This window comes from Streptomyces sp. RPA4-2 (genome assembly GCF_012273515.2).
Classification (GTDB): Bacteria; Actinomycetota; Actinomycetes; order Streptomycetales; family Streptomycetaceae; genus Streptomyces; species Streptomyces kaempferi.
In genome coordinates this window covers 435,740-453,170 of the sequence record NZ_CP050975.2, presented here as the reverse complement: position 1 = coordinate 453,170, position 17,431 = coordinate 435,740, and the positions used below count along the sequence as shown (strand labels likewise).

At 68.3% G+C, this 17,431-nt stretch carries 10 protein-coding genes and 3 pseudogenes; 5 read left to right on the top strand and 8 right to left on the bottom strand.

From position 1 onward, the window contains the following. Window positions 1-18 precede the first annotated feature (18 nt). Together HEP85_RS01685 and ctaD are read right to left on the bottom strand one after the other, a co-directional pair. Window positions 19-363 (bottom strand): cytochrome C oxidase subunit I, encoded by a 345-nt coding sequence (locus tag HEP85_RS01685; RefSeq protein WP_248001781.1) that lies wholly within the window; start codon window positions 361-363, stop codon window positions 19-21. 62 nt (window positions 364-425) lie between these two features. Then, a pseudogene (gene ctaD / locus HEP85_RS01680) lies at window positions 426-2,087 on the bottom strand (cytochrome c oxidase subunit I); the annotation flags it as partial. A gap of 279 nt (window positions 2,088-2,366) precedes the next feature. Here ctaD and HEP85_RS01675 point away from each other — a divergent pair. From HEP85_RS01675 to HEP85_RS01660, 4 genes are all read left to right on the top strand, one after another. After that, window positions 2,367-2,855 carry a hypothetical protein gene (locus HEP85_RS01675; protein WP_168525520.1) on the top strand — a complete coding sequence of 163 codons (489 nt, stop codon included), beginning with the start codon at window positions 2,367-2,369 and terminating at the stop codon, window positions 2,853-2,855. A 627-nt stretch (window positions 2,856-3,482) separates the two neighbouring features. Next, window positions 3,483-5,585, top strand: coding sequence for a SpoIIE family protein phosphatase (locus HEP85_RS01670; protein ID WP_168525518.1), 2,103 nt, complete (start codon window positions 3,483-3,485; stop codon window positions 5,583-5,585). Window positions 5,586-6,299: 714 nt separating this feature from the next. Continuing rightward, entirely contained in the window at window positions 6,300-10,574 is a 4,275-nt protein-coding gene (locus HEP85_RS01665; protein WP_168525516.1) for a discoidin domain-containing protein, read from the top strand. A 259-nt stretch (window positions 10,575-10,833) separates the two neighbouring features. Continuing rightward, window positions 10,834-11,223: a PASTA domain-containing protein gene (locus HEP85_RS01660; RefSeq protein ID WP_168525514.1), complete on the top strand. Its 390-nt coding sequence runs from the start codon at window positions 10,834-10,836 to the stop codon at window positions 11,221-11,223. 36 nt (window positions 11,224-11,259) lie between these two features. On the opposite strand, the gene HEP85_RS01655 is transcribed toward HEP85_RS01660, so the two are convergent. Both HEP85_RS01655 and HEP85_RS01650 read right to left on the bottom strand, forming a co-directional pair. After that, on the bottom strand, window positions 11,260-11,499 hold the full coding sequence (locus HEP85_RS01655; protein WP_168525512.1) for a hypothetical protein: 240 nt from the start codon (window positions 11,497-11,499) through the stop codon (window positions 11,260-11,262). A gap of 164 nt (window positions 11,500-11,663) precedes the next feature. Beyond that, window positions 11,664-12,179, bottom strand: a complete 516-nt coding sequence (locus tag HEP85_RS01650) for a hypothetical protein (protein WP_248002431.1) — start codon at window positions 12,177-12,179, stop codon at window positions 11,664-11,666. 114 nt (window positions 12,180-12,293) lie between these two features. Here HEP85_RS01650 and HEP85_RS01645 point away from each other — a divergent pair. Continuing rightward, window positions 12,294-13,316 (top strand): annotated as a pseudogene (locus tag HEP85_RS01645) (aldo/keto reductase). 163 nt (window positions 13,317-13,479) lie between these two features. Here HEP85_RS01645 and HEP85_RS01640 read toward each other — a convergent pair. From HEP85_RS01640 to ligD, 4 genes and pseudogenes are all read right to left on the bottom strand, one after another. Next, a complete protein-coding gene (locus tag HEP85_RS01640; RefSeq protein ID WP_168525507.1) occupies window positions 13,480-14,760 on the bottom strand; it encodes an MFS transporter in 1,281 nt (426 codons plus the stop codon). Window positions 14,761-15,050: 290 nt separating this feature from the next. Then, window positions 15,051-15,569, bottom strand: coding sequence for a GNAT family N-acetyltransferase (locus HEP85_RS01635; RefSeq protein ID WP_168525505.1), 519 nt, complete (start codon window positions 15,567-15,569; stop codon window positions 15,051-15,053). Beyond that, a pseudogene (locus tag HEP85_RS01630) lies at window positions 15,557-15,882 on the bottom strand (hypothetical protein); the annotation flags it as partial. The pseudogene HEP85_RS01630 and the gene HEP85_RS01635, both read right to left, overlap by 13 nt. Window positions 15,883-16,207: 325 nt before the next feature. After that, on the bottom strand, window positions 16,208-17,176 hold the full coding sequence (gene ligD / locus HEP85_RS01625; RefSeq protein WP_168525503.1) for a non-homologous end-joining DNA ligase: 969 nt from the start codon (window positions 17,174-17,176) through the stop codon (window positions 16,208-16,210). Window positions 17,177-17,431 lie beyond the last annotated feature (255 nt).

Below are 17,431 nucleotides of genomic sequence, written 5' to 3'. Positions count from 1 at the left end.
AGCGTGTGTTGTCGAGGGTCACAGAAGCAGCAACAGGGCGACGGCCGCGGTGGACGCCGCGCAGACGGTCAGGGCGAGCCCTACGCAGCGCCTGCGCAGCCCTTGGTATCGGTGTTCGTACTCGGCCCGTAGGTCGAGGCATCGGGCCGCGATCCGTTCCAGGTCCTTGCGAGCACGTTTCAGGCTGTCGGCGACGTAGCACCGCTCGATCTCCGCCTGCTGCGATGTGGTCAGCCAGTCCATGGCCTCGACGAACTCACGTGCGCGCTGCTCCGCCTCCGTGACGGTGGCGTGCCAGAGCAGGTAGCCCTCCACCGCGTTACCGAGTTCGCCGTCAGGTCCAGGCCGCAGCAGATCGCTCACCTGGGTCCTCGCTCGGTCAGGAGTGGGCCTCCTGTGCCGTGGCTTCGGTCGTCGGCCATCGCGATGTCCGGGTGGTGGAGATCGAAGGCGGGAGATTCACTGCGGATCCGCGGCAGGGTGTGGAAGTTGTGGCGCGGCGGCGGGCAGGAGGTGGCCCACTCGAGCGAACGGCCGTAGCCCCACGGGTCGTCGACCTCGACCTTCTTGCCGTACTTGGCGGTCTTCCACACGTTGTAGAGGAACGGCAGCATGGACAGACCGAGCAGGAACGAGGAGATCGTCGAAATCGTGTTCAGGGCGGTGAAGCCGTCGACCGCGAGGTAGTCCGCGTAACGACGCGGCATGCCCTCGGCGCCCAGCCAGTGCTGGACCAGGAACGTGCCGTGGAAGCCCACGAACAGCGTCCAGAAGGTGATCTTGCCGAGCCGCTCGTCGAGCATCTTGCCCGTGAACTTCGGCCACCAGAAGTGGAAGCCGGAGAACATCGCGAACACCACGGTGCCGAACACGACGTAGTGGAAGTGCGCCACCACGAAGTACGAGTCGGAGACGTGGAAGTCCATCGGCGGCGAGGCCAGGATGACGCCCGTCAGACCGCCGAAGAGGAACGTGACGAGAAATCCCGTGGCCCAGAGCATCGGTGTCTCGAAGGACAGTGAGCCCTTCCACATCGTTCCGATCCAGTTGAAGAACTTCACGCCTGTCGGTACGGCGATGAGGAACGTCATGAAGGAGAAGAACGGGAGCAGTACGCCACCGGTGACGTACATGTGGTGCGCCCACACGGTCACGGACAGACCCGCGATCGCGATGGTCGCGCCGATCAGGCCCATGTAACCGAACATCGGCTTGCGCGAGAACACCGGGAAGACCTCGGAGACGATGCCGAAGAACGGCAGCGCGATGATGTACACCTCCGGATGGCCGAAGAACCAGAAGAGGTGTTGCCAGAGCAAGGCTCCGCCATTTGCCGCGTCGAAGACATGTGCCCCGAATTTTCGATCCGCCTCCAGGGCCAGCAGCGCGGCCGCGAGCACCGGGAAGGCGAGCAGCACCAGAACCGCGGTGAGCAGCACGTTCCACACGAAGATGGGCATGCGGAACATCGTCATGCCGGGAGCGCGCATGCAGATGATCGTGGTGATGAAGTTGACCGCACCGAGGATCGTGCCGAAGCCGGAGAAGGCCAGACCCATGATCCACATGTCGCCGCCGACACCCGGCGAACGGACCGCGTCCGACAGCGGCGAGTACGCGAACCAGCCGAAGTCGGCCGCGCCCTGCGGGGTGAGGAAGCCGCCGACCGCGATTGTCGAGCCGAAGAGGTACAGCCAGTAGGCGAACATGTTCAGCCGCGGGAACGCCACGTCGGGCGCGCCGATCTGCAGCGGCATGATCCAGTTCGTGAAACCGGCGAACAGCGGCGTCGCGAACATCAGCAGCATGATCGTGCCGTGCATCGTGAACGCCTGGTTGTATTGCTCGTTGGAGATGATCTGAATCCCCGGCCGGGCGAGTTCGGCGCGCATCAGCAGCGCCATGACACCGCCGATCAGGAAGAACGCGAACGAGGTGGTCAGATAAAGGGTGCCGATGGTCTTGTGGTCGGTGGTCGTCAGCCACTTCACCACGACATTGCCGGGTTGCTCGCGCCTGACCGGCAGCTCGCTCTCGTAAGAGTCCTCGGATGCCGTGGCACCACGAGGTTCGTTGCGCATGCTCAAGGCGGTTTGCTCCCCAGCTGACAGTGGTCCGACGGCTCTCGTCTGCCGGCCATCCTCGCTGTTCGGAGCAAGGACCTACGCCCTGAGCGGCAACTATTCAACCGATCGCTTCAGTATCCAACTCGAATACAGTAAGCACCGGACAGCAGCCCGAACGCCCAGGGCCGATCTTTCGGAATCCAGTTCGGTGGTGGTGACGGGCTGTCAGTCGTCCGACGCGCGGTGATCGGATTCCGATCGTGGTCCACGACGGGGACTGTCCGGCGGAGAATGGTGCCCATGCGTAATCTGTTCGACCGCCCCGCGCCCCGCCGCGTCTCGCCGGCCGAGTACCCCCTGTGGGGCCGGGCTCTCGGCCTCCTCAACAGGGACCTGGCGGCGACCCTTCCCGACCAGGAGCCCCTGCAACTGCTGGCCCTTCCGCCCTACGACGCGAACGAGCCGGAGAACGTCCACATCGCTCTCGCCAACGGCGAATGGCACGGCAATCACCTGTATCCGGAATCGGCGGACGATCCCGCCGTCGCGCTGGCGGTCGTCGCCGATGCCGCCCAGGAAACCGTCACCGAGCGTCTGTGGCAGGCCTGGCCGCTGTGCGCGGAGCACGGCCTGGGGATGCATCCGCGGGACGCGGACGGGCAGCTGTCCTGGTGGTGCGCGGGGGAGCGGTCCCGTCGCGGCCCGGCCCATGTCCGTGCGGCCGTGGGCGCGCTCGACACCCTCGTCCGCCCACATCGCCCCAACCGTGAGAACAGTCGGGCGAGTTGATGGCCCACGGCGCCGAAGCCGCTGAACGCGCCGCGCGGTGAAGAGGACCGTGCGTATCGGAATGCCGTGGGACGGGACCGAGCCGCCAGTCGGGGTCCTTAGCGGGGCATCGCCACGTCGGTCGCCCGGCGGTTCCGACTCCGCCACGCGGCCCTGGCCGTGCTCCACGGGGTGAACCGTTTCACCCTCACCCGGGCCCCGTGTGGCCGGAGGTCCGTGGCTTCGCGGGTACCAGGTCATCCCAGCCTCCGGCTGACGAGACGGGCGAGTCGGTGCCGGGGGACGGCTGGCGCGCCGCGACGGCTGGGGGCAGGCTGGAGAGGTGTGGTGCGCCTACGGCGCGGGAAGCGGCCGTGCCGCGTCCGCGACTGGTGCGGGCCCGTGTGGTGGGGGAGCCGGGCATCTGCGGAGGTGATCGGCCCATGAGGCGGCGAGAACCCCTCCCCGTCATGAGCGCGAACAACGACGTGTTCGAGCGGAGCCGGGAAGCCGGAAGCCTGCTCGGGACGCCTGCCGCCGGCGCTGTGGGACGTACTGACGCGGCCCGCCGGGGACTACGGGACAGCCCTTGGCGAGCGGGCCGGACAGGTGACCCCGGGAAACGGCGGCTGACCCGGGGAGGTGTGGGTGGCCGGGAACCGCGGCGGTGAACTCGGCGGCGGGTTCGGCTCGGCGCTGTTGGAGGCTCTGTTCACGCAGGCGCCGGTCGGGCTGTTGATCGTGGACGCCGACCTCCGTGTCCAACGCGTCAACACCCTCTCCCGCGGCGACCGCGGTACCGCGGTCGCCGGTCTGCTCGGCCGACCGGTGACCGAGGCCCTCAACACCACCAGCCCCGAAGGCGTGGAGACGATGGCGCGCGCCGTGCTGAGCACCGGCGTACCGGTCCTCGACCGGCTCGTGGTGGGCCGTCCGACGGCCGAGCCCGGCCCTGAGCATGTCTACTCGGTCTCCGTGTTCCGCCTCCAGGACAGCAACGGCCTCGTACTGGGCGCTGTGATTTCCCTGACCGACGTCACCGAACACGAGCGCGAGCGGGCACGTGCGGCCGTGCGCGACGCGGCCCGGAAGAAGATCGGCAGTTCTCTCGATGCGATCACGACCTGCCGCGAACTGGCGGACGTGGCCGTACCCGAGTTCGCCGACGCGGTGGTGCTGGATGTGCTCGACACGGTGGTCCGTGGGAACGAACCCCCGCTCGGGCCGCTCTTCGGTGACGAGCCGATGCAGCGCGCCGCCTTCAAATCGGCAACGGGCCGGCCGGGGGCGTTCGCGGCGGGCGGCACCAGCAGCTTTCCGTACCCCACGCCGTACACACAGAGTCTTGGCGACCTCGAACCCCGCCTGGTCACGCTGGACGAGACCACCTCGTGGCCGGCCGCGGATCCGGAACGGGGCCGGGCGCTGCGTGAGGCCGGGGTCCATTGCATGATCGTCACCCCCATCGTGCTGCGCGGAGCTGTGCTCGGCATCGTCGGCTTCTACCGCTCCGCGCGACCCGACCCCTTCACCGCGGACGACGTGGTTCTCGCTGGTGAACTGGTGGCCTTCACCGCCGTATGTCTGGACAACGCCCGCAGGTTCACCCGCGAGCACACCATCGCCCTCACGCTGCAGCGCCACCTCCTGCCGCAGGGCAACGTCTCCCGGGCGGCCGCAGAGGTCGCCCACTTTCACCGGCCGGCGGAGGTGAGCGGGGGCTGGTTCGACGCCATTCCACTGTCCAGTGCCCGGCTGGCCCTCACGGTGGGAGAGGTGGCCGGACACAGCATCCACACGGCCACCACCATGGGACAGCTGCGCACCGCGATCAACGCGCTCGCCGCACTGGATCTGGATCCTGACGAGCTCCTCGCCCGCCTCAACGACACGGTGATGCGTCTGGCCGCGGAACGCTCCGCCCTGCCGCCCGCGGACCCGGTGCACGACGAACCGCTGAGAGCCACCTGCACGTACGTGGTGTACGACCCGCTCGACGGCGAGTGCACGATGGCATGCGCCGACCATCCCCCGCCGGTACTCGTCCGCCCGGACGGCACCAGCGCGATTCCCGACGTCCCCCGTGGCCCGTCCCTGGGCGACGAGGAGGAGCCCTTCGCCGCAGCCCGGACACGGCTTGCCGAAGGCAGCATCCTCGCGCTGTACAACCACGGGTTTCTCGAGGGCTACCGCGCCACCTCACACGAAACGGCCCGCGACCGCCTGCGCCAGGTGCTCTCCGGCAACGAGCGCCCTCTGAACGAACTGCGCGACGACGCCGTCTACTCCCTCCGGGCCGCCGATCGCCCCGAGGACGACGCGGTCCTGCTGCTGGCCCGCACCCGGATTCTCGGTGAGAACCAAGTCGCCACCTGGACCGTCCTCCCACACCCCGAAGAGGTGGCCCTGGCCCGGGAGCGAGCGATACGGCAACTCGCCGACTGGGATCTCACCGACAGTTCCCTCGCCACCGAGATCATCGTCAGCGAGCTGGTCACCAACGCCATCCGCCACGGTGCCCCACCCGTACAACTGCGTCTCATCAAAGACCGGTTCCTCACCTGCGAGGTCTCGGACGCCAGCCCCGCCGCGCCCCACCTCCGGCATGCCCGAACCCTCGACGAAGGCGGCCGCGGCCTGTTCATCGTCGCTCAGCTCGCCCAGCACTGGGGCACCCGGTACAGCGGATCCGGCAAGATCATCTGGACTGAACAAACCCTCCCACAACACACCGTGCGGCAGCCCGAGTGACGCACATGACCGCGGAGACATCGCCGGCTCAGCGACCGAAGAGCGTCCGACTGTCTCCGTCGACGAACTGACGGGTTCCCTCCCAGGATCGTGCCGCGCCTCACCGGCCAGGCAAGCGACACATTCGGGAGGTCATGACGCACCTGGCGCACCACATCCGCAGCCGACTGCTGCGTGGGCCGCACGGTGGAGGCCCTGGGGGCGGCGCATGTGTACGCAAGAAATTGCGGTTTTTGCGTTCGCTTGCAGTGTCGGACGCAAGGTCCCCGACCGGCGTGGTCCGGCGCCGCGGGCGGGCGTCGCGGGCTTGGGTGCGGGTCGGCTTCAGGGGGACGTTCGAGACGCTCCCGCTCTATCAAGTGCGCTGCCTCCAAAGGAAGTAGTGCGCGGGGCGCGTCTCGCCGTCGGGTCCCCCCGGGACGCGCTCATTGCCCTGCTCATCGGCCTGGAGGCTGCCCGCGCCGCGCCTCCACCACTGAGGCGCGGGTGCGGTCGGTGAAACTTGTGGCGTCCTGACAGTAGACGGACTCACAGCGCTCTGCAATATTGCGATGAAAGAGCGCAAGAAGCTGCGCACTCCATCCGTGTAGAGATCATGCATCTCTGCGCGGGCAGCTCCTGCCGTCCTGCCGTACCGCGCCACCGCTCTGCCCAGGAACGAGCCGACCTCGCCGCCCCCTCCGGCGCGCGAACCTCCGCAGGGAGTGACCCCGCATGACTCGACACAAGCCCAGATCCTGGAGACGGCGCGCAGCCACCGCTGCGCTCGCCTCCACCGTCATGGTGCTAGGCATGCCCGCCATCGGCGCCCACGCGGCCGGCGGCCCCAACGCCGCCGCGGACGCCGCGACCAAGGCCGGCAGCGCCCTCGGCGCTCACGCGGCCGCCAGCGTCACCGACGGCGACGCCGACACGTACTGGCAAGCCGGAAAGAAGTCGGCCCAGTGGGTGCAGACCGACCTCGGCCGGACGAAGCGCGTCCGCCAGGTCGTGTTCCGGCTGCCCGAAGCCTGGCAGTCCCGCAAGCAGACGCTGGCCCTTCAAGGCAGCGCCGACGGAAAGAGCTTCGCCACGCTCAAGTCGTCGGCGCAGTACGCCTTCAGTCCCGGCAACGGCAACACGGTGAAGGTCTCCTTCCCCGCGACCCTCGCCCGTTACGTACGGGCCGACTTCAGCAAGAACTCGGTGGCCTCCACCGCCCAGCTCTCCGAGATGCAGGTCCTCACGACCGCCGCCTCGACCCCCAACCTCGCCCAGGGCAAGCCCTTCAGCGAAAGCGGGCACGCCGACGTCTACGGCGCGGCCAACGCCGGCGACGGCAACCGGGCCACCTACTGGGAGAGTACGAACAACGCCTTCCCGCAGTGGCTCCAGGTCGACCTCGGGTCCTCGGTCAAGGTGAACCAGGTGGCCCTGCGGCTGCCCAGCGGATGGCCGAGCCGCAGTCAGACGCTCAAGGTCCAGGGTTCCACCGACAACCAGAACTTCACCGATCTGACGGCATCGAAGGCATACACCTTCGACAGCGCCGGCGACCAGTCGGCGACCATCAGCTTCGACACCACCACGACGCGGTACGTGCGCGTGCTCATCACCGCCAACACCGGCTGGCCGGCAGGGCAGTTGTCCGAACTCGAGGTCTACGGGCCGGCGACGGGCGACACCCAGGCGCCCACCGCGCCGTCGAACCTGAGCTACACCGAACCGGCCACCGGGCAGATCAAGCTGACGTGGGGCGCCGCGAGCGACGACACGGGCGTCAGCGGCTACGACATCTACGCCAACGGCCAGTTGCGGGCGACCGTCGCCGGGAACGTCCTGACGTACACCGACACGCAGTCGGCCGCCGACGACATCACGTACTTCGTGCGGGCCAAGGACGCCGCGGGCAACGTCTCCTCCAACAGCAACAGCGTCACCCGCAAGGGGTCGGGCGGCGACACCCAGGCCCCCACGGCGCCCGGCAACCTCGCCTACACACAGTCCGGCAGCGACGTGAAGCTCACCTGGCAGACGTCGAGCGACAACGTCAAGGTCACCGGCTACGACGTGTACGCCAACGACCAGCTCGTCAAATCCGTCGCGGGCGACGTCCTGACGTACACCGACACCCCGTCGGCGGCGGCCACGGTCACCTATTACGTGAAGGCGAAGGACGCCGCCGGGAACGTGTCGGTGGCGAGCAACAGCGTCACCAGGCCCGGCTCGGGTGGCGGCTCCAACCTGGCCCAGGGCAAGCCCATCGAGGCTTCCTCGTCCACCTTCACCTTCGTCGCGACCAACGCCAACGACGGTCTGACCAGCACCTATTGGGAGAGCGGGGGTGGCGCCTACCCGGCCACTCTCACCACCAAGCTGGGCGCCAACGCCGATCTCAGCCAGATCGTCGTCAAGCTCAACCCGGACGCGGCCTGGTCTACGCGCACACAGAACATCCAGGTGCTCGGCCGCGACCAGGACGCGACGACCTTCACCAGCCTCGCGGCGGCGAAGGACTACACGTTCTCGCCGGCGAGCGGCAACACGGTGACCATCCCGGTCTCCGGCTCCGCCGCCGACATCCAGCTCAAGTTCACCTCCAACACCGGCGCTCCGGGCGGGCAGGTCGCCGAGTTCCAGGTCATCGGCACGCCGGCCGCCAACCCGGACCTGAAGGTCACCGGCATCACGAACACGCCGTCGGCTCCCGTCGAGTCGGACGCCATCAGCCTCACGGCGACCGTGACCAACAGTGGCACCAAGGCGGCCAAAGCCACCGACCTGAACTTCACCCTCGGGGGAACGAAGGTCGCCACGGCGGACGTTCCCGCCCTCGCCACAGGCGAGACGAAGACGGTCACCGCGAGCATCGGCGCCCGGGACGCGGGCAGTTACCCGGTCGGCGCCGAGGTGGACCCGTCGAACAAGGTCATCGAGCAGAACGACGCGAACAACGTCTTCACCCGCTCGGACGCCCTCGTCGTCAAGCCCGTCTCCAGCTCCGACCTGGTGGCGGCGCCGGTCTCCTGGACTCCCTCCAGCGCCTCGGCGGGTGACGACGTCAAGTTCACCGTCGCGATCAAGAACCAGGGCACGACGGACTCGGCCTCCGGTGCCCACGGCGTCACCCTGACGATCCAGGACTCCAAGGGCGCCACCGTCAAGACACTCAGCGGCTCCTACAACGGCGTCATCGCCTCGGGCCAGACGACCGCTCCGGTCAGCCTCGGTTCGTGGACGGGCGTCAACGGCAAGTACACCGTGAAGACGGTCATCGCCGACGACGCCAACGAACTGCCGGTCAAGCGGACCAACAACACCACCACGCAGTCCCTGTTCGTCGGCCGCGGCGCGGACATGCCGTACGACATGTACGAGGCCGAGGACGGCACGGTCGGCGGCGGCGCCAAGGTCGTCGGCCCGAACCGGACCATCGGCGACGCGGCCGGCGAGGCGAGCGGCCGCAAGGCGGTGACCCTCACCGGGACCGGCCAGTACGTCGAGTGGACCACCCGCGCGGCGACCAACAGCCTGGTGACCCGCTTCTCGATCCCGGACGGCACCGACAGCACGCTCAACGTCTACGTGGACGGCCAGTTCCTCAAGGCGATCGACCTCACCTCGAAGTACGCCTGGCTGTACGGCAACGAGACCGCGCCCGGCAACTCGCCCGGCTCCGGTGCTCCGCGCCACATCTACGACGAGGCGAACCTGCTGCTCGGCAAGACCGTGCCGGCCGGTTCCAAGATCCGGCTCCAGAAGGACGCCGCCAACAGCTCCACCTACTACGACATCGACTTCATCAACACGGAGCAGGCGACCGCCGCCGCGAACCCGGACCCGGCCGCCTACACGGTCCCGGCAGGCTTCGCGCACCAGGACGTGCAGAACGCGCTCGACAAGGTCCGCATGGACACCACGGGCAAGCTCGTCGGCGTCTACCTGCCCGCCGGTGACTACGAGACCTCCAGCAAGTTCCAGGTCTACGGCAAGGCGGTCCAGGTCGTCGGCGCCGGACCGTGGTTCACCCGCTTCCACGCTCCCTCCTCGCAGGAGAACACCGACGTCGGCTTCCGGGCCGAAGCGAGCGCCAAGGGTTCGACGTTCGCCGGCTTCTCCTACTTCGGCAACTACACGTCCCGGATCGACGGCCCGGGCAAGGTGTTCGACTTCTCCAACGTCTCCGACATCACCATCGACAACATCTGGGTCGAGCACATGGTCTGCCTCTACTGGGGCGCCAACACCGACAACATGACCATCAAGAACTCCCGAATCCGTGACACGTTCGCCGACGGCATCAACATGACGAACGGTTCGACGGACAACCACGTGGTGAACAACGACGCCCGAGCCACGGGCGACGACAGCTTCGCGCTCTTCTCGGCGATCGACTCCGGCGGCGCCGACGAGAAGAACAACCTCTACGAGAACCTGACGTCGACGCTCACCTGGAGAGCGGCCGGTATCGCCGTCTACGGAGGCTACGCCAACACCTTCCGCAACATCCGTGTCGCCGACACCCTGGTCTACTCCGGCATCACGATCTCCTCGCTCGACTTCGGCTACCCGATGAACGGCTTCGGGACCGACCCCACGACGATCGAGAACGTGTCCCTGGACAGGACGGGCGGCCATTTCTGGGGCTCGCAGGTCTTCCCCGCCATCTGGGCGTTCTCCGCCTCCAAGGTCTTCCAGGGGATACGGGTCAACGACGTAGACATCGACGACTCCACTTACGGAGGCGTGATGTTCCAGACCAACTACGTCGGTGGCCAGCCGCAGTTCCCGGTGAAGGACACGATCTTCACCGACATCTCCATCACCAACTCCAAGAAGAGCGGAGACGCGTTCGACGCCAAGTCCGGATTCGGCATCTGGGCCAACGAGCTGCCGGAGCCCGGTCAGGGTCCCGCCGTCGGCGAGGCCACCTTCCGCAACCTGCGGATGAGCGGCAACGCCCAGGACATCCGCAACACGACCAGCACGTTCAAGATCAATACCGAGTGAGTTCCGGACAGTGACGAACGGTACGGGGCCTCCCTCCGCGAGGGCGGCCCCGTACTGCCGTGTCCGAGGAGACGGAACTCGCCGGCACCACCACCGGACGCGTCGGCAGGTGCCGCTGTTGCCGTTCTGGCCCAGGAGCCGGGCCATCGCGGCGCGGTTCGATCAGGTGTTCTCCTGGTCGCGGGGCTACGCCGCTCTGCGTATGGCGCCGGGTGACGGCGGGCCGCCACCCTGAGATCCGGCACGCCACGGAACGTCCATGGGCGTCATTCACGGGGAGTCCTTCATGCGCCACGTCCGTCCTCGTCCTGTCCGCCTCGTCGCCCTGTCCGTCGCCACGCTGCTGCTCGCACTCGCCTCACTGGTCGCCTGTGAGGACACCGACGGCGGCTCACCCGCACCGGCCACCGTCTCCCCGACGTCCCACGGCAAGCCGAGCTCCACCGCCGCGAAAGGTGTCGTCCCCGACCTCACCGGACTCACCGTCGCCGACGCGCGCAACCGACTCGCCGAACTGGACTACGGCATGGCCTTCACCGACGACTCCGAAATCGGCGACGACTCCCTCAAGGTGACCGCCCAGTCCCCGGCCCCCAGCTCCGCGCTGAAGACCGGTGCCACGGTGACGATCACCGTCCCTGGCCACTGAGCCACCAAGTCCATGGGGCGAAGCCGGGTTGCCTGATCACACGTGGAGGTCCGTGATCTGCGCCGAGTCCGCGTCGACCCAGCCATTGGGACCGAGCCAGACGCAGACGGCTCCGACCAGGCCCAGCGGGATGACCAGGCCGCCGGTCGCACTGCACTCCGCCGCGGTGACCGGAGTTCGGGTGGCCGCCTGGGCAGTTCCCCCGAGCCCGAACGTCAGCACCAGGCCCGCGAGGGTGGCTGCCGTGGCAGCCGATGCCACAAGACGAGATCGCATGTCTTTGTCCTCCTCTGCGGCGGTCCGCCCACCGCAAGTGGAGGCTAGCCCGGCCAACTCCAGGAAATTGCTAGAAGCAGACCGCGTAATGGCCTTGGAGCGTAAAGGCTGTTACCTATCGAGGCTGGGGGCGCCGGCGGATTCGGCGGATTCGGCGGAGCGGTTCAGCCACGGGTCAGATTCTGGAGTCCGATCACGCGCAGCAGTTCCAGCCGCTCGTAGGATCTGCTGCCCGGACGGGCGGTGTGGACGATCAGCCGTTGGTCGTGTTCCGGATTCAGCAGCGCCTCGCAGTCCAGCTCCATGAGGCCGACGACCGGGTGCAGGAAGCGTTTGACGTCGGTGCGGCGTACGGCGACGTGGCGGGCGTCCCACAGCGCCGAGAACTCCTCGCTGCGGGCGCGGAGCCGGCGTACGAGGGCTGCCAAGCGCACGTGCATCCGGTCGAGGACGAGAAGCAGGGCGGGGCGTACGTGCTCCGAGGTCGGCCGGTTGCGCGGGGGCTCCTCGCCGGCCAGATGGAAGAGGTGGTCCCGTTCGTCGCCGGTCGGTCGCAGCGCGCGGGCGACGGCAGCGAGCATCCGGCGGGACGGGTGTGAGCCTCTCGCCTGTTCCAGCCGCGTGGGCTCGAGACCGGCTCGGCTGACCGGCGCGTCCCGCAGGTGCGAGGAGACGTGCACCGGAGAGGCGTCGCGTGCCACCTGCCGTATCCACACGACGGCTACATCCGGCCCCGTGCATTCATCGGCGCCGCCGAAGACGCATTTCTTCCTATGGCGAGCGGGATAATTCCCATGCGATATCGCACGTTCGGCCGGACCGGAATCAAGGTCAGCCCCTATGCGCTCGGCGCATTGATGTTCGCCACGTCCGTCGGTAATCCGTACCCCCGACGACTCGGCTCGCATCATCCATAAAGCGCTGGATGCGGGAATCAACCTCATCGACACCGCCGACGCCTACGGCGACTCCGAGGAGGTTGTCGGCAAGGCGCTCAAGGGGCGACGGGACAACGTCGTCCTCGCGACCAAGGTGAGCCGCCCGATGGGTGACGATCCCAATCAACAGGGCGCCTCGCGGCGCTGGATCGTGACAGCGGTCGAGAACTCGCTGCGCCGCCTGCGGACCGATCACATCGACCTTTACCAGATTCAGCGACCGGACCCCACCACGGACATCGAGGAGATGCTCTCCGCTCTTTCCGGTCTGATCCAGAGCGGGAAGGTTCGTGCGATAGGAACGTCCACGATGCCGGCGTCCGACATCGTCGAAGCCCAGTGGTTCGCCGAGCGGCGTGGTCTGGAGCGCTTCCGCGCCGAGCAGCCGCCGTACTCGCTTCTCAACCGCGGCATCGAACGCGAGGTGCTGCCGGTCGCCCAGCGCTGGGGGATGGGCACGCTGGTCTCGGGCCCGCTCGGGCAGGGACTGCTCACCGGGCGCGTCCGCAAGGGCCGGCCGAACCAACTCCGGCGCGCCGACTTCTTCAAGCACCTCAACGACGAGCGCCGCCTCGACGCCGTCGAGCAGTTCATCTCGCTGGCCGACGAGGCGGGCCTGCCGCTGACCCACCTCGCCACCGCGTTCGCGATCGCCCATCTCGGCGTGACCAGCGCGATCGTCGGGCCGCGCACGATGAGCCACCTGGACGACCTGCTCGCCGGTATCGACGTGGCCCTCACCGACGACCTCCTCGACCGGATCGACGGATCGTTCCACCGGGCACGGACGTCGGGACGCTCGACCAGGCGAACGTGCCTCCGGCTCTCCAGCAGGCGAACCTTCGCCGGCGCGCCGTCGGCGAGCGCACCGCCGCCTGACGCGTGAGGGCTCTCAGTGAGACGGAACGGCTCCGACGGTCAGGGGCAGTAACTGGAACTCTGCCCGAGAACGGGCGCGTCGGCGTTGTCCGCCGGCTTCACCCAGGCCGGTCCTGACGGAATCAGGTGATCACATGACTTCGACTTTCGTGGCGGGCGCGTCCTACGGGACCGGGAGTGCACGTCCCAAGCGGGCGAGCGGGGACAAGGCCATCAACACCGGGGAGAGCAGCATTCCTGCGGCCGTCACCAGGAGGCTGGTGCGCACATCCCACTCCTGCGAGAGATATCCGCCGAGTAGCGAGCCGAGTGGGGTCAGTCCCGTGCCGACGAACGCGATCGTCGCGGCCGCGCGGCCTTGCATACCGTCCGGGGTGACGGCCTGCCGGACAGCCATGACCGTGACGGACACCAATTGGTTGGAGGTCCCGAACACGAAGTTGATCGCGAGCAGTGCGGGAACCGTGACCGCGGAGGAGTCGTGCACCGCGGGTACGCACAGAAACACGCTGTCGCCGAGTGCCGCCGCTGACACAAGCACCGCGCCATGGCCGAACCGGCTCGGGAGGCGGGCGGCCAGCACGGACCCCAGGAGGGCGCCCGGTCCCATCGCCGCGAGCGCCAGACCGACAGCGGTACCCGACAGGTGCAGTTCCCGCGGCAGGAAGAGCAGATAGACGGTCATCATGGCCGCCAAGGAGAACTGGAAGGCGGCCGAGGCGAGGCACACGGTCCGCAGCGAGCTGTCGCCGGCGACGAAACGGAGGCCCTCATGGATCCGTCGCCAGACGCGTGGGGGGCGTTCCGAGCTCGTCGGGATCGATTCGATCCGGCGGATCCGTCGGATCGACAGGAACGACAGCGCGAAGAACAGCGCGCTGGAGGCGGCAGCGATCGGTGCCGACAGAAGTGACACCAGCGCACCACCGAGGGCGGGACCGCCGATCTGCGCCGCGGACCGGCTGCCCTCGAGCGCGCTGTTGCCCCGCACCAACTGATCGCGTTCCACCAGCCGTACGAGAGACGCCTGGTAGGCCACGTCGAAGAACACGGACAGGGCCCCGACGGCAAAGGCGACCACGAACAGCGCGGGCAGGCCGAACCAACCGAGGTAGCCGGCCACGGCGGCGGCGCCCAGTGTCAGGGTTCGGCCGACGTCCGTCAGTACCATCACCGTGCGGGTCCGCCACCTGTCCACCCACGCGCCGACGAAGAGCGAGAGCAACAGGATCGGCGCCTGCCCCACCGCGCGGAGGACGCCCAGCTGGCCGGCACCGGCGTTGAGCGTCAGGACGGCGAAGAGCGGCAGGACCAACAGACTTGCGTGTTCGCCGAGTTGGGAGGCCGTCTGACCCACCCAGAGTCTGCGGAAGTCGCCGTCCCGCCACAGAGCCGACGGGACAGGCAGGCCGGAATCGGATACAGCGGAGGAAGCGGACGGCACGAGGATTCCTTGGATCGCCGACAACGAGGCCCGTCACGCGGCGCACAAGAGGCGCGCCGACGATTCGGGCGGAAGCAGGCTCGCTGTGCCGCAACATGAAGGGCAGCACGCGATGACAGGCCGATCAAGGCCAACGACGTCAACGCGCGCTCGGACGACCGACCATGTCTTGGCTCCTCGTGGGTCTCTTACGGCACCCGAACACTAGCCCTAGGGAAGCCCGGCGTGAAAGGCGATTAACACCCGCGGGCGGACAGCCAGGCCCCCCGTTCCGGCTTCCCGTCACACCTTCAGCTCGGCGGGACTTTGCACGGCTGGGCTTCCAGGTCACGCTGATACCAGGTGCCTGGCTTACCGCCGAGGTCGGCCGGGTCGGCCGGGCCAACCGGGGTGAACCCGGCCTTGGTCAGCACGTTCTGGGACGCGGCATTGTCACGGGCGGTGGCCGCCCGCAGTGTGCGCAGCCCATGCCGCGCCGCCGCCAGCACGCACAGTTCCCGGACGGTCGCGGTCGCCAGGCCTCGGCCGGCGACGTGCTGCGCGACCCGGTAGCCGAGTACGGCAGTGCCGTCTTCGAAGTCGTACAGGTTGAACCGGCCCAGAACCGAGCCGTCCTCGGCGACCAGCACGTAGAAGGCGCAGATGCCGGCCTCTTGCTCAGCCAGCAAGGCGCTGTGCCGGTCGGTGAACTGGGCGAAGTACTCGTCGCCGCGGTCGGAGATCGAGGCAGCGAAGTAAGCGCGGTTCGCCAGCTCGAACGCCAGGACCGCCGGGGCATGGCCGGCATGAAGCCGTTTCAACTCGGGCACCGCCTGACTGTACCCAGATGGTGCGCTGAGGCCACCTGAGTTTCCGCCGGCGACGGACAGCCCCGAGGCCAGGGCACATAACGATCTACGACTGGAATGCTCAGGGAGTGAACGCCGTCTCCCCGCAAGGGTGGTAGTCACGGAGGATCTTCCAGGCCTTCATACGGGCGAAGACATGCCGGGCGCGGACCTGTCTGTGGGTGCGATTGTGTTCCCGCTTCCACTCGGGGAGTTGCCCGCCGGCCGGGCGGCGGTGCGGGATGCGCAGACCGGTGGCGAGGTAGCCGACGTCGGCGATGGTGGTGGTCCGGCCTGCCGGGTCGTCTACGCTGCATCGGCCTTTCGGTATGCGGTCATGAACGTCATCATGCCGGAAACCCTGAGTGACGGGGCAACCCGGACGTCGGCCAGGACTGGCACAGCCAGTCGAGATCCATGACCGCCGGAACTCCGCTGCGCACGACCGGTTCTCGAATGGGGCGGACTGTCCGCGCTCGGCCCCTTGGCCGCCTTCACCCGTTGCGGGGCGGTAGGTGACCGCCGCGTTTGTGTGAGTCATGTCGTGCACCTGGGGTTGCGGTGGCCAAGAGGGTCTCGCCGGTCATGTGTCGACCCGCCGTTCTATCGACGCGTACGGCTCACCCCAGCCGGGTCAGATCCGGGCGGAGCCGTTGCCAGACCGGATGGCGCAGACGGCCGGCCGCGGTCCACTCCGCGGCGGTGACCTCCGCGACCAGTCTCGGCTCGACCCAGTGCGCGTCGGCCACGTCGGCCTGGTCGACGAACGGGGACGTCGAGCGCGTGATGACCGTGAGATACGCGCTGAGTTCGCCGATTTCGTGCTCCGACATTCCCGACCCCACCGATCCCGCGTACCGCAGCCCGGCAGGCCCGTCCAACCCCACCAGTACCGCCCCCGGCACCCCTTCGGCCGCGCCTCTTCGCTGCGTCCAGCCGCCGATGATCACGTCCAGGGTCTCCATCCGCCTGGTCTTGCGCCAATGAGCCGATCGGACCCCCGGCGTGTACGGGGAGGCGATCTTCTTGGCGACGACCCCCTCCAGGCCTTCACGAACCACGGCGTCCCACACCTGCGATCCGTTCCCGTGCACGTAGGGCGGTGCCGACCAGTGCGGGCCGTCCAGCCCCAGCAAGGACAGGGCCCCGCGGCGCTCGCCGTAGGAGGCGTCGAGCAGGGTGCGGCCGTCGAGGAACATGACATCGAAGATCATCAAATGGGCGGGGGAGTCCAGTGCCAGTCGCGCGGCGCGGCGGGCGTTGACCACGCCCATCCGGCGTTGGAGCCGCCCGAAGTCGGACCGTCCGGACCCGTCCAGGACCACGACCTCACCGTCCAGGATCACACCGCGCCCCTGCAGAACACCGCCCAGAGCCTGCAGCTCGGGGTAGGTCACGGTGACGTCGTTGCCCGCCCGTGAGGTCAGCCGCACCGTTCCGTCGCCCTTCGTGGTCAGGATGCAGCGCGCACCGTCCCACTTGGCCTCGAACGCCCAGTCGGCGTCGGGCACGGGCAGCGGGCCCGGCACGGCCAGCATCGGTGCGATCGAAGGAGGCGACCAGGGGGCGCCGGAGGAATTCGGGGCCATAGTCAGAATGATCGAACGGCGAGCGGATCTCCGCAGACCGAGGCGCGCGTCCTGCCGTTCGGGGGCGGGCGGTGACTGCGGCGAGAGGAGACCGGCCTGCTTGCGAGACCGTGGGGGAGCCGTAGTACGCGACCGTGGGGGAGCCGCAGTAGGGGGTGCCCCGGAGGAGGCCCTACCGCCGTTCGTAGCCGAGTTCCGCCGTCATCTCCTTGGCATCGTTCCGTACATACAGTTCCTTCGGCCCTCGGATGCGAC